The sequence below is a fragment of the Haloarcula rara genome (genome assembly GCF_029338235.1).
Classification (GTDB): domain Archaea; phylum Halobacteriota; class Halobacteria; order Halobacteriales; family Haloarculaceae; genus Haloarcula; species Haloarcula rara.
Window position 1 is genome coordinate 68708 of the sequence record NZ_CP119786.1, and the last position, 13144, is coordinate 81851.

Annotated in this window: 15 protein-coding genes and 1 pseudogene; 7 read left to right on the forward strand and 9 right to left on the reverse strand. The window is 60.1% G+C overall.

Features of this window, described 5'->3' with window-relative positions:
• Positions 1-5 precede the first annotated feature (5 nt).
• The 3 genes from P1K32_RS16645 (at position 6) to P1K32_RS16655 (ending at position 1687) form a co-directional block, all read left to right on the forward strand.
• Positions 6-248, forward strand: coding sequence for a thioredoxin family protein (locus P1K32_RS16645; protein ID WP_276252374.1), 243 nt, complete (start codon positions 6-8; stop codon positions 246-248).
• On the forward strand, positions 249-1178 hold the full coding sequence (locus P1K32_RS16650; RefSeq protein ID WP_276252375.1) for a permease: 930 nt from the start codon (positions 249-251) through the stop codon (positions 1176-1178).
• Positions 1179-1303: 125 nt separating this feature from the next.
• Positions 1304-1687, forward strand: coding sequence for an ArsR/SmtB family transcription factor (locus tag P1K32_RS16655; RefSeq protein WP_419181070.1), 384 nt, complete (start codon positions 1304-1306; stop codon positions 1685-1687).
• 119 nt (positions 1688-1806) lie between these two features.
• On the opposite strand, the gene P1K32_RS16660 is transcribed toward P1K32_RS16655, so the two are convergent.
• The 7 genes and pseudogenes from P1K32_RS16660 to P1K32_RS16690 form a co-directional block, all read right to left on the reverse strand.
• The gene (locus tag P1K32_RS16660) at positions 1807-2256 is read right to left on the reverse strand and encodes a universal stress protein (RefSeq protein ID WP_276252376.1); all 450 of its coding nucleotides are present in this window, start codon (positions 2254-2256) and stop codon (positions 1807-1809) included.
• Positions 2257-2426: 170 nt separating this feature from the next.
• A complete protein-coding gene (locus P1K32_RS16665; RefSeq protein ID WP_276252377.1) occupies positions 2427-2795 on the reverse strand; it encodes an SHOCT domain-containing protein in 369 nt (122 codons plus the stop codon).
• A gap of 4 nt (positions 2796-2799) precedes the next feature.
• Positions 2800-2943 carry a hypothetical protein gene (locus tag P1K32_RS16670; protein ID WP_276252378.1) on the reverse strand — a complete coding sequence of 48 codons (144 nt, stop codon included), beginning with the start codon at positions 2941-2943 and terminating at the stop codon, positions 2800-2802.
• Positions 2944-3034: 91 nt separating this feature from the next.
• Entirely contained in the window at positions 3035-3391 is a 357-nt protein-coding gene (locus P1K32_RS16675; RefSeq protein WP_276252379.1) for an SHOCT domain-containing protein, read from the reverse strand.
• A 137-nt stretch (positions 3392-3528) separates the two neighbouring features.
• The gene (locus P1K32_RS16680; protein ID WP_276252380.1) at positions 3529-3828 is read right to left on the reverse strand and encodes a hypothetical protein; all 300 of its coding nucleotides are present in this window, start codon (positions 3826-3828) and stop codon (positions 3529-3531) included.
• A 379-nt stretch (positions 3829-4207) separates the two neighbouring features.
• Complete coding sequence (locus tag P1K32_RS16685; protein ID WP_276252381.1) at positions 4208-4801, reverse strand: helix-turn-helix transcriptional regulator; 594 nt, start codon at positions 4799-4801, stop codon at positions 4208-4210.
• Between the two features lie 73 nt (positions 4802-4874).
• A pseudogene (locus tag P1K32_RS16690) lies at positions 4875-6341 on the reverse strand (amidohydrolase family protein).
• 640 nt (positions 6342-6981) lie between these two features.
• Between P1K32_RS16690 and P1K32_RS16695 the strand changes: the two are divergent.
• From P1K32_RS16695 to P1K32_RS16710, 4 genes are all read left to right on the forward strand, one after another.
• The gene (locus tag P1K32_RS16695; protein ID WP_276252382.1) at positions 6982-7179 is read left to right on the forward strand and encodes a heavy-metal-associated domain-containing protein; all 198 of its coding nucleotides are present in this window, start codon (positions 6982-6984) and stop codon (positions 7177-7179) included.
• 492 nt (positions 7180-7671) lie between these two features.
• On the forward strand, positions 7672-9720 hold the full coding sequence (locus tag P1K32_RS16700; protein ID WP_276252436.1) for a heavy metal translocating P-type ATPase: 2049 nt from the start codon (positions 7672-7674) through the stop codon (positions 9718-9720).
• Positions 9717-10397: a methyltransferase domain-containing protein gene (locus P1K32_RS16705; protein WP_276252383.1), complete on the forward strand. Its 681-nt coding sequence runs from the start codon at positions 9717-9719 to the stop codon at positions 10395-10397. Before P1K32_RS16700 ends, P1K32_RS16705 begins: the two co-directional genes overlap by 4 nt.
• Before the next feature lie 221 nt (positions 10398-10618).
• Positions 10619-10771, forward strand: a complete 153-nt coding sequence (locus tag P1K32_RS16710; RefSeq protein ID WP_276252384.1) for a C2H2-type zinc finger protein — start codon at positions 10619-10621, stop codon at positions 10769-10771.
• Between the two features lie 58 nt (positions 10772-10829).
• On the opposite strand, the gene P1K32_RS16715 is transcribed toward P1K32_RS16710, so the two are convergent.
• Together P1K32_RS16715 and P1K32_RS16720 are read right to left on the reverse strand one after the other, a co-directional pair.
• Positions 10830-12110, reverse strand: a complete 1281-nt coding sequence (locus P1K32_RS16715) for an FAD/NAD(P)-binding protein (protein ID WP_276252385.1) — start codon at positions 12108-12110, stop codon at positions 10830-10832.
• Entirely contained in the window at positions 12107-13144 is a 1038-nt protein-coding gene (locus tag P1K32_RS16720; RefSeq protein ID WP_276252386.1) for a metal ABC transporter permease, read from the reverse strand. Before P1K32_RS16720 ends, P1K32_RS16715 begins: the two co-directional genes overlap by 4 nt.

Here is a 13144-nt window from a genome sequence, read left to right on the forward strand (position 1 = left end):
GACCTATGAACATCACGATCTACGGGCCGGAGGGGTGCAGTAACTGCTCGCAACTCAAAGAGAAAACCCAGGCTGTCGTCGAGGAACACGGGTTCGAGGCAGAGGTCACAAAAGACGGCGACGCGGCCAAACTCGCCGCCAAGGGAATCATGTCCACACCGGGATTCGAGATTGACGACGAGATAGTGTTCAGCGGGTCGAACCCGTCCAAGGAGGAACTGGTCGAAATCATCGACGACTGGGCATAGATGGTCTTCGACCAGTTCGCGACGGCCGTCGTCGATTTCCTCGGCCTCGAGGGGGCGCTCAGAGCGGCAGTGCACTTCTGGGTGTACGACACGCTCAAAATCACCGCAATGTTGCTGGCCGTCATCTTTGGCGTCGGCTACCTCCGAACGTACTTCCCGCCCGAGAAGATCAGAGCCTATCTCGAGGGCAAGCGTGCCATCACCGGCTACGCGATAGCGGCCGGTCTCGGTATCGTGTCGCCCTTTTGCTCGTGTTCAACGATTCCGATATTCCTCGGGATGGTTGGTGCCGGTATCCCTTTCGGCATCACGATGACGTTCCTCGCGGTCTCGCCGATGATCAACGAGGCGGCGCTTGTCGTCCTTCCCGGTGTTGTGGGTTTCAGACTCACCGCGCTGTACGCCGTCAGTGGCGTCACTATCGGGATGACGAGTGGCTACTTACTCAACAAAGCCGGGATGGACCGGTACATCAAGGAGTTCGAATTCGGGGATACCGACGTCGATATCGATGAACCGACTCGGCGCGAACGGGCCCAGCAGGCCTACGCCGAGTCCAAAGAGTTGCTCCGGGAAATTATGCCGTATGTCGTCGTCGGTATCGGCCTCGGCGCTGTCATCCACGGTTACGTCCCGCAGGAACTCGTGACGTCGTATCTCTCCGGGCCGCTAGGGGTGCTCGGTGCTGTCGCTGTCGGCGTCCCAATTTACACGAACATTCTTGGCGTGATTCCCGTGGTCGAGTCGCTCATCGGCAAGGGCCTTCCCATCGGTACTGGATTAGCGTTCATGATGTCGGTCGCGGCTCTCTCCCTGCCGCAGTTCATGATTCTGTCGAAGGTGATGCGAAAAGAGCTGATAGCGTCGTTCGCAGTCACGCTCGGCAGCGGGATACTCTTCATCGGACTGCTGTTCAACGCCGTCATCTAGACCACAAGGTATAGGTTCGAAACCGAATAATTCCGATACGTCTGAGAGAGCGGCCGGATAGACGGTCAGTGACGGTACCGCTGCGACGTGACACGGCCTCTGCGACGTACTCGGAGTGTCCACCTGTGAAATCTACAGATTCAATCCCGACCTCGACGCGACAGACGCTCGAACGGCTCTACGAGAACCCGGAGACGAGAGTCACGTCACTGTTCGAGATGGACGTCGACGATGAGACGGTCGAGAACAGACTCACAGTGTTCAAAGCGCTCGCGAACGACCATCGGTTACGTATCCTCGAGGCGCTCCGGGACGGCGAAATGTGTACCTGCGAACTGCAGGTTGTCCTAGATGCCCCGCAGTCGACCGTTGCGAGCCATCTTCGCGAACTGACGGACGCAGGGCTCGTCAAAAAACGACGAGAAGGGAAGTGGACGTTTTATCGAATCGGGGACACCGCAGTTATCCAGTTGCTGTCGCTTGCGACGGCCCTCACAGAGGATAGCTGACGGTGCCGCGCCAACGGCCAGTAGCGGCGAGAACGCCCGTCGGGGACGGCCACGATTGGTAAGTTTATATAGTGTCTCGTCGACCAGCTCGGACAAACCGTTCAATCCTGCGTCGTTCGCTACTCGGTAACTTCGGTTTTCACGACAGTCGCTGGCCGAGTCGTCAATCGGAGGACGCGGTCCGTAACACTTCCGAGTAGCGCGCGATATTCTTCCGGCCGCCGTTTGGTGCCGAGCACGAGCAGGTCCGTATCGTTACTATCGGCGTACTCGACGATGGTCTCGGCGGGGCGACCGTGGTGGATTGCCGTCTCGATGTCGACGCCGGCTTCGGACGCTCGGCTCCGGAGCGCCGAAAGCGTCTCTTCGCCGTGTTCTTCGAGGCCGTGTTCGGGACCTTCGGCTTCGTCGACGTACTCGTCGCCGCTGTATGCAGTCACGACGTCCTCGTCGACGACGTAGAGGACGTGGAGGACAGCGTCGTGCGCCGCTGCGAGTTCGAGTGCGTGCGTCGCAGCTTGTTCAGACGCGACAGTGCCGTCGGTCGAGAGCAGTATTCGGTCGTACATTCGTTCGGATTTCAGCGGCGGCCATAATAAATTCCAGTTCTGATTCCCGACACTCGGCAGGGATATAGCGCAATTACAGTGGTGATCGACGCCACTGGTACTGGGAATCTAACGAAGTAGGCCATCATCAGAGAATCCTGCGACAGTGCACAGAGAGATTTGCTGGCGGGCTAGTTCGACTCCTGACGACTGAGTTTCGAACGACGCTCTTCGAATTCCTCTTTAGTGAGGTCGCCACGAGCGTAGGCTACCCGGAGTTCCCGGAGGGCAGGGTCGGTTCTGGTCGACGATGTAGTCCGACCGGCAAAGGCGCGATACAGGAGGTACCCAATCCCGCCGAGAACGAGCACCCAGACGAGCATCATCCCGATGCCCCATAGTGGTGAGAAACCGCTGGCCATCCCGCCGTTCCACCACCAGCCCATCATCCCCATCATCGGCATCGCAAGCGCCATCGTCAACACCGGCAACAGGACGATAACTGCAAGGACCAGCAAGACGGCGCGGAGCAGGCCATCGGACGTCTGGTCGACGGACATGCGACTATCGAGTTCCGTTGCCGACTGTCGATAACACCCGTTCCAATCGGTTGCGGACGTCTGTGACAATCGAGTCGAGCGCGTCAACGGCCAGCTCACCCGCATGGTCGAAGTCACCTGCCACTGACGTTTCCATCGTGTAGCTCATACGCCATGGTACAGTTGTTGGATATTTAATAGTAATGTCCAGATGAAGCACGCGTGGGTACAGTGTCTGCGTTATCGGTACGACGCCCGTTTCACGAGGACCGTTCTATCTGTTCGCGCCGTCGTTCGAACTCCTCATCCGAGAGTTCGCCACGGGCGTAGCGTTCGCGTAGGACCTCCATCGAGCGCTCGCCGCGCTCATCGTCCCGACCCGCCCAGAGCGTCCAGCCAATATACAGCGGGAGAGCGACCAGTAGCCCCATCCAGAGGAGTCCCCAAAGCCCCATTGCGCCGCCAAAGAGGCCCCAGCCGCCCCCACCCATCATGCCGCCGCCATAGCTCCCGCCACCGTGGCCAGCCGCTGTTCCAGTCGTCGCGACCAGTAGCGGGATGGCGAATATCGCGAGTCGACGAGCAGTGCGTCCGATGTGAGTGGTGAGTTGCGTCATTGTCTTGCGTTGGTCGGTGTGGTGTTCGGTTGGAACGCTCGAAACGGGGAAGCCCCTCATACTGGTGGCTGTAACAAACTGAAGTAATTCGCCACCCCGGGGTGGCGAATATCTTTGCGAACTTACAGCCACCAGTATCAGCAGTGGCCCTGTCTGTACGTCCCCCTATCGTGGCGATCGTCGTCAGCGTGGTCCTGGGCCACCTCATCGACAGTCACGCCCATGGTGGACTCCATCCACTCGACGGCACCGGGACCCATGTGGTCAGTCATGTGGCCGTCCATCCCGGTCGCCCAGTCGTCGGTGGTCTCGTCGTACGGGGGCGCGTCATCTGCCGCCGTGTCGTTGCCGTGTGCGCTCCCCAGTCCCGGGGCCAGCGCGAGGCCGACGATTGCGAGCGCCACGAGCAGCCAGCGGCCGATGGTGAAGTTGGTCATTGTCTTTCGCCTCAGGTAAGCGTAGGACCCCTCAGTGGTTATCACAATGGGTGTGAACTGACACAGGAGAGCGTTCGAGAGTGTTTATAGAGCGTTCTAATCGACTCTCAGAAACAGGACCGTTCATACGTGCCGAATTCGGCTGTGTAATGAATCCCGCTCCACTAGAACTTCGACTGGCAGGAGAGGCAGGACTTACCCGAGGCGTCTCAGTTCGAGAGATTATCGGTTTGACCACGCGCACAGAGGTCATACCAGATGGCTGGCGCGCCCGTTGACAGCGAAAGGACGCCGAGCAGTATCGCGAGCAGCCAGTCCAACTGCCATTCTCGGCTGGTCGTGACCCACGTGATCAATCCCAGGCCAACCGTGCCGAGGGTTAACTCCTTTGACTCTCAGTTAGCCCGTCACTCGGATAGACACGATACGTTCGCCCCTGGCGCTCGCGGTACAACAGACCGCGCTTTTCCAGGGCACTGACCGTCTGGCTCACCTTGCTCTTCGAGAAGTCCGAACGGTCGCGCAATTCAATTTGCGTGAGGCCGGGTGAGGACAGTACCGGTTCGAGAATTCGGCGTTCGTCTTCCGGCAGGAGCTCTAACACACGAGCCTGTGGTTGGGTGTCTTGAGGTGTCTCGCTATCCGGTTGTTCCTCCGGTGATGCAATGCTCTCAGAACTATCCGCACTCGCTGCTGTGGCCTGCGAACGGGTGTCTGCATCTGGGTTAGTGAACTCATCTCGAACGAAGAGATACCCGCCGCCAACGACAGCGGAGAGAAAAAGCGTCCCGAAGACGTACAAGAGCGGGCTCGTTCCGTGAGTAGCACCCATCGACGACCCCATCCCTATCATCGAACCCATCTGTTCGAAAGCGCGCTGTCGCTGGTATGCTTGCCAGGTGAGCACTCCGCCAAAGAGAAAGATGGCCGCGACGAGGACGCCGGCAGCCATATCTGCACGCCGGCGATTCATCTCTCACACCCCGCTCTGGTGTATCGCATGATCATATGCAAGCGTCTGTGAGACGGCGGTGTACCAGTTTTGATTACCATTTGAACGTGTCCCGTACTGACTGAACCGCAAGCCGCGACAACAGCCGTGTCGGCCCCCTCTTCGGGACCTCCCGAAGGGTATCAACCGTCCCTGGCGGCTCAGCCCCGCCAATATTCAGTTCCCAGTTCGTCTCGTTTGCAAAGCGGTCGACGGCTTGCTCCGCCTGCCGTCGCACCTTGTCGACGTTCATCGTTACCGGGTTCCCGTCTCGCACGACGACGGCTCCGTCGACGATGACCGTCTCTACGTCGGCCGGGGCGGCGTTGTTCACAATATGTGCGGGGATGTTGGTTAGCGGCGTGAATTTCGGCTTCTCCATATCCAGAAGAATCAAATCCGCTCGCTTGCCGGGTTCGACACTCCCGATTTCGTCGCCCACGCCGAGAGCCCGTGCTCCCTCGATAGTGAGCATTCGGACGAGCTCCATCGACGTGTACTGTCCCGCGGTCCGCTTGAGGTTGGCTGCGAGGCGAGCCTGTCGCGCTTCGCCCAAAAGGCTGTAGGAATCGTGCCAATAGTGGTCGTCGATTCCCAGCCCGACGTCGACGCCCGCCGCCCGTAACTCGGGCACCGGTGTCCACTGCATATCCGCGTCCGGATTCCAGTAGGAGAAGACAGAGGGACAGTGTGCGACAGACGCACCTGTCGCGGCAGTTCGCTCGATATCGTCCTCGTCGGCGACACGGAAATGTGCCGCGAGTAGGCGATCATCAAGGAGACCAACATCGTCGAGCAACGCAAGCGAGTCCGTGGCGCCGTTGGCTCGTGCCATCGTGTTACTCGCCTCGAGCTCGAGCAGATGAGTATGCACGAGTACGTCGGGATACTCGGACGTGAGCGCCGCTGTCCGCTCCCAGAGCTCGCGTGTACACGACCAGTCGTCGTGTGGGCAGATAGTCGCTCGAATGCGACCGTCGTAGGTGTCGTGATACTCCTCGATAAAGCGGCGAGCCCGGTCGAACTGTTCGTCAACGGCCTCGTCCCAGAAGAGGTCCGTAAGTACCGGGCCGAAGAACCCACGAAGCCCAGCCTCGCCAAACGCCTCTGCACCGGTATCGGGCTGCACGTCCATCGAGTTGGACGTCGTAACACCGGCAAGCGCGAAGTTCAGCGCAGCTAATTCGTATCCCGCATCCACGAGATAGTCGAACTCGCCGTCGGCCAGGCGACCAAAGATAGCGGTCATGCTTCCCATCATCTCCTGGAGACTGCGGTCGCTGAAGGCGCCAATCAGTGGTGTCATCTCCAGATGCGTGTGGGCGTTGACGAGTCCCGGCATCACGAGCTATCCACCGCCGTCGATTATTTCGTCGGCAGCAATGCTTGCGTCGCCGTCGCTGGCCTTTCGAACTTCTGTGATGTGTCCGTCGTCGACAACGACCGTCCCACGCTCGTAGAGTCGGTTGCGCTCGTCGACAGTCAAAACGAACGCATCGTGGACGACCAGGTCATCGGTCACGCTCAGTCACCCCCGCAGTGAATTCGCTGGGGCATCGTGTCCCTGATGTTAGGGGGTGAACGCGGAACGCTAACAGGTGTGGCGATACGGACTGCTGTCTCTCGTTGATGCGCTGTGGCGGGATTCTGTTAGTGGTCATGGCTGCCAGCCTCACCTCCTTCAGAAACTTGTGGGTGTAGGTCTGAGAAATCAGTCGGACGTTCCTCGAACGACTCCTTGCAGCGTTCTGAACAGACGTAGTACGTCTCGCCGCCATGGGTGAGACAAGGGCTGCTGTCCAAAGGAAGCCGAATCCGATCCGTAAGGATTCGAACATCCCATCCACGATGGCAGCTTGCATATATAGACTAACACAGCCCTCTCTTTTCTCAATTGTTCATAATATTGGTAGCTCTGAGCTCGTCAAAAATTTGTTTTCAAAAGCGCGGTCCGAGGACCACAACCACTGTTTGTGAACAAGACCTATGCACCTACTGCGTCTTCTGTGTCTGGGTCATCAGACCCGCTCGCTCAACACCGCAGGATGTACTCTCTGATTTTCATCCGGTACACTCTGCTTCGATTCCAAATCTATACCCCCCAAATAGTTTCGATAATAAATGATAATCCGAATAAAAGAGCGGGACGTATTTGCTAATGTATGTCTACCACTATCACCGTCGAAGGGATGACCTGCGGACACTGTGAACAGACAGTCGAAGATGCGATAGAGGACGTCTCCGGCGTCACAGGTGCCGCCGCCGACCGAGACGCCGAACAGGTCACTGTCGAGGGGGACACTGACGTATCGAGCCTCGTGGCGGCCGTCGAAGATGCGGGATACACCGCGAAGGCCTGACCGACGACGTACTGACAACCATCCCGTCGTTCTCATTCGAGTCTTCCTGCCGACCGAGGACGATAGTGTCGGCGTGTAGATAGTACAATGGGGAACGGTAGCAATAGACAATTTATGAATAACCACCCAACCCACGATCCCCCGGACGAACAGCCCCCGGACGAACAGCCCCCGGATCACCCTACTGTCCCGCAGTCAGAGGACCCTGTTGCCTGTTGCCGCATCTGTCAGCTCGAATCTTCCGGCGATAGAGATGACACATCCAGTAGCGAGCACCAGCACGCCCATCCACAACAACACAGTCCCCGGACCCATTCCGATTCCAGTGTCGAACAGGAGCTGCTCGAAGACGAGACCGAACAGGCCGATGAAGCCGAGCGGGAGTTACACGAACGAACAGAACACGGCGAGCATACGCACGATAGTGACGACGAAGACGGCGACCAGGCCGATCACGACGGCCACGGTGGGATGCACGCCGGTCACGAACAGATGTTCCGCCGTCGGTTCTTCGTCTCGACGGCGCTGTCGATACCCGTACTCCTGTACAGTCCGTTCATACAGGGGGCACTCGGATTCTCCGCGCCGGCGTTTCCCGGAAGCAGTTGGATAACGCCCGTCTTCGCGGTAGTCGTGTTCGCTTACGGTGGCGTTCCGTTCCTCAAGATGGCGGTTCCTGAACTGAAAGACCGGTCGCCGGGGATGATGACGCTCATCTCGATGGCGATCGTCGTCGCATTTCTCTATTCCGTCGGCAGCCTATTCATTCCCGGTACGACGCCGTTCTTCTGGGAACTGGTCACGCTGATAGACATCATGCTGCTCGGTCACTGGATCGAAATGCGGTCGGTGCGAGCCGCCTCCGGTGCGCTCGACGAACTGGCCAAACTCATGCCCGATACGGCCGAGCGAGTCACCGGGAGTGGCGAGACCGAGGAGGTGCCCGTCTCGGAACTTCAGGACGGAGACGTACTACTCGTCCGACCTGGAGCAAGTGTTCCAGCCGACGGAGAAGTCGTCGAGGGGGCGTCCTCGGTCGACGAGTCGATGATTACGGGGGAATCGCGACCCGTGGACAAGGAGGAAGGCTCTGATCTCGTCGCTGGCACGGTCAACCAAGACGGGAGCCTCCGTGTCCGCGTGACGAAAACGGGCGACGATACCACGCTCGCCGGCATTATGCGGCTTGTCGAGGACGCCCAGCAGTCCAAGTCAAAGACACAGCTGCTCGCCGACCGGGCGTCCGGTTGGCTGTTCTACGCCGCCTTGGGTGTGGCGGCCATCACGGCCGTGGCGTGGGTCATCGCAGTGGGACTGAACATCGCCGTACTGGAACGCGTCGTAACGGTGCTCGTCATCGCCTGTCCCCACGCGCTCGGTCTTGCTGTGCCGCTCGTCGTCGCTATCAATACGTCGACAGCCGCTCGAAACGGGATGCTCATCCGCGACCGCATCGCTATGGAGGAGGCCCGGAATCTGGACACGGTGATGTTCGACAAGACCGGGACGCTCACGAAGGGAGAGCAAGGTGTCGTCGGGGTGGAAACGGCTGATGACTGGTCAGAACAAGAAGCGTTCGAGGTCGCCGCAGGCGTGGAAGGTGACTCAGAACACATGATAGCCCGTGCCATTCGGACTGCTGCCGAAGAACGTGGCGTCCAGCGAGCGAGCGTCTCGAACTTCGAGAATCTCCGCGGTCTCGGGGTCAAGGCAACCATAGACGTAGAGCCGCGGAGCCGCTCTGAACAGGCGAGCGGGGAGGGCGAGGCGGGGACCGCCTCGAATGCGAACGGCGCGAGCCGTGAGCACAGCGACCCGCGAGACGGCGAGCTGGTCCATCTTGGCGGCCCCAACTTGGTCGAGAAACTCGGCATCGATAGACCCTCGTCGATAGCTTCCTTTGCCGATGAGGCCGGCTCGAACGCCCAGACCGTCATCTATCTCATCCGAGACGAATCAGAGGTGGTTGCTGCGTTCGCCCTGGCGGACGTCATCCGGGAGGAAAGCAGACAGACTATCGACGCGCTGCACGCGATGGACATCGAGGTGGCGATGTTGACCGGTGACTCCGAAGACGTCGCGAAGGCCGTCTCCGAAGAACTCGGTATCGACCAGTACTTCGCTGAAGTGCTCCCCGAGGAGAAAGACACGAAAGTCGAACAGCTCCAATCCGAGGGAAAACTGGTGGCGATGGTCGGCGATGGCGTCAACGATGCGCCGGCGCTGACCAGGGCAGACGTCGGGATAGCCATCGGGTCCGGTACCGACGTGGCAATCGAGTCGGGTGACATCATCCTCGTCGAGAATAATCCTCGCGACGTCGTTCGGCTCATCAAACTCTCGAAGGCGAGCTACCGGAAGATGCAGGAGAACCTCGTCTGGGCGACCGGGTACAACGTATTCGCGTTACCCCTCGCAGCCGGCGTCCTCGCACCGATAGGTATTCTCCTGTCGCCGGCCATCGGTGCGGTGTTCATGTCGCTGTCGACGGTCATCGTCGCCATCAACGCCCGCAGACTCCGCGGAGTCGATCTCTCGTGATTGACGCGTTTCGCCAGTGGGCCTTCGACCGTCGCGACCACGCGCACAGCCAGCGCGTGTACGACTGGTGGAGCCGGCACGACCGGGTGTACGCTGCGTTCGTCACGGCCTTCCTTTTCGGTCGAACGGGCGAATTTCGCGACCGGACGGTCGACGCCCTCTCGTTGGACCACGGTGATACCGTCCTCGATGTCGGCTGTGGTCCCGGTCCCAACTTCGGACGACTTGCCGACGCTGTTGGCCCGACTGGAACTATCGTCGGCGTCGACGCCAGCCCCGGTATGGTCAAGCGAGCGAGGGACCGCGGCGAACAGTTGAACTGCGAAGTCGAGGTACTTCGAGCGGACGCCCGGAGACTGCCATTGTCGAACGGTCGCTTCGATGGCGTGTGCGCAACACTGTCCTTGAGCGCGATGAGTGATGTCGAGGCGGTCGTGTCCGAAATGTCTGACGTACTGCGCCCAGGGGGACGCACTGCAGTTCTCGACGCTCGGTCATTCCAGACGGCACCGCTTCGCTGTCTCAACCCACTCATCGAAGGTGTCTCGGCTTACAGTACAAACTGGTATCCCGAAGCCCCGATCGTCCGATCAGTCGAAGAGACGTTCGCATCGGTTTCCAGCGAGACGTTTCACGGTGGGACCGTCTATGTAGTAACGGGCACAAAGCTAGCATGACATTTCCATAGAGTGGGGCCTTCAGGGGCACAGAATAATCACCTGCAGACTACTCGGCGGATTACACCGGTTGTTTGGTCCCAGAGGAAATCATATCGATATCTCGCTTCGGTTACACTCTAGTTAGTTATTTAGGCGAGAAAATTAATACGGTATGGTAACTTTAGCTATCTTATTTTTAATAACCCTTTTAGTATCTGCTCGCCTCGATTGTTAATGTAATGGCATACCCCTGTTCCACCTGCGATGCACAGTTCCAGAGCGCCGCCGGCGTCACCCAGCACGTCGCGCTCCACCACAACACGTGTGCAGAGTGCAACGAAGAGTTCGAGGAGACAGACTTGCTGCGCGAGCACATCCACGAGAACCACTGAGCGGCGTCTCGAAACCAGCACTTCTACAAAGAGACTTACCACCCTGACAGCGTCAGCCTCAGGACGTCCCACTATAGCGGGGGGTTGCTCGCCGCGAATCAGCCTGGTCTGGCGGATCGAGCAGCCGTTCGGCGACACGACGAGCGCCTATAACGTTTCGAGCGAACGGGCCCACGCTGGGTTCGGCGAGCGCACCCGAGACGTACACTGGCGACGGACTCCCGTCGGTTCGCTGCCACGCCAACGTCCGGTCGTCGAGCACAGGGAAGCCGTTCGTCCCGCGCTGGAGTGACAGTGACTCCGCAACGGTACTTACGAGCGGGTGGTCCAGCACCGGGTCGAGTCCGGTCGCCAGAATCACCTGCGCGTTCGAATCTGTGGTGCCGTCAGCAAATCGAAGCAGTAGCCCGTTCTCAGTAGCGTGTGCACAGACGATTTCCCCAATGAGGACGTCGAGAGCCCCGCAGTCGCGTGCCTCGTCCAGTCGTCGCTCGACGTACGGTGGAATCGTCGCATCGTTTCGAGCGGCCCGTACCCGGTCGTGGCGTGCCTGTGACCCCGGTGGCAGCGAATGTAGCTCGCGTTCGAGGTGGCGCCAGTTGAGCCAGTACGGGTCCGCTTCCGACAGCGCACTCGCCAGCTGGTGGCGCGATAGCAGCGTCACACTCGTCTGTTCCGAGAGGGTACAGGCCAGCTGTCCCGCAGTAATACCGCCACCGACCACGTATGTCTCGCCGTCGAACGCGGCCGCCGTCGACGGGTCAAACTCACCGTGCCAGACGTGTGTGATCGGTGCGCCGTCGGACAGCCCCGCCGCCCACTCAGGGTACGTCGGGTCGGCGCCGAGACCGAGCGCGAGGATGACACGCCGGGCCTCGAATCTGGTGTCTGGCGTCTCGATTTGCAGACTGTCATCACTACTGTCGATACCAATCGCCCGCGTCTGTCGGTGACAGTCGTCGATGTCGGCACGGTCGATGACGGCACGAGCGTGGTCCAGGAAGAGATCGAGTGTGGGTCGGCTCGGGTAGTCGTCCGTCGCGACGAGTTCGGCTCCGAGTCCGGCCCCTTCAGCGAACGATTCAAGCGAGAATGGTTCGGAGTCGATGTGTTGGACGAACGTCGAACGCAACGTCTTCATCCCGCACTGACGGGCCTTCAGTTCGAAGGACGCGAGCAGTTCGTCACGTGGCTCGACGATTCGGACCTCGTCGTGGCAGTAGCCACCGTCGGCAAGGAGGTAGTTCGCCAGACACGTGCCGTGGATGCCGCCGCCGATAATGACGTACTCGTAGGGCTGTCGACCAGCCGACTCGGTGTCGCCCTGCCCAACAGTCACTCGTTCTCACCGCCATCGGCTTTGAGTCCGGCCTCGGAGTGACCGGGTCGCAGTCGGCCGAGGCGGCGCAGGCTCGGTACCAGTTTCTGGACGGCGAGCGTCGCCACGTAGACCGTGAGGGCCGTGACGACGATCGAACCGCCGGCCGCGACGCCGTAGTTGTACGAGAGGGTCACACCGGCTATCGCTGCGAACTCACCGGCGAGTATCGCCAGCAGGATGGACTGCCTGAAGCTACGTGCGACCTGCGCCGCCGCAGCGACGGGGACGACGAGCATCGCGGCGACCAGGATGACGCCCATAATCTGCATCGCACTGACGACGACCAGTGCCGTGAGCACGACCATGAGCCGTTTGTACAGACGGACGTTCAGTCGGGCCGCCTGCGCAGCGGTGGCGTCGAACGTGACGTACAGAAGCGGCCGGTACGTCAGCGTGACGAGGCCGACGACGACGAGGCTCATCAGGACGAGGAGACCGACGTTCGCTGTCGAGACGGTCGAGAGACTCCCGAAAAGGTAGGCGTCGATGCCGACGGAGATGCCGCCGTCGGTCGCTGTGATGAGGATGCTTCCGACGGCGAATCCGCCCGTCAGCACCATCGCCAGCGACGTGTCGGTGTACGCACCCGCGTGTTCGACGAGTAACTCCACGAGCAACGCGGTCCCTATCGCGACGACAAATGCAGTCAGCAGGGGTGACAGCGCCAGCGAGAGGGCCGAGTTGAGGAACAGACCGACTGCGACGCCGGCGAAGGCGGTGTGAGCGAGCGTATCACTGAGCATCGCCATCTCACGGTGGACGAGGAAGGTCCCGACCAGCGGGCCGATGACGGCGATGCATATTGCGGCGAGGTACGCCCGCTGCATGAACGGGTAGCCAAGCATCGGCGCCCCGAGGACCTCTGCCAGCAGGTCCATGATGGGGCCGACCACGTTGTCGAGGAACCACTCGATAGTGCCGGTGACGGCGAGCCACAGGACTGGGAGTTGGGCGAGTGGCGTTCCAGCTGCGCGAACGTGTGTCAGAAACAT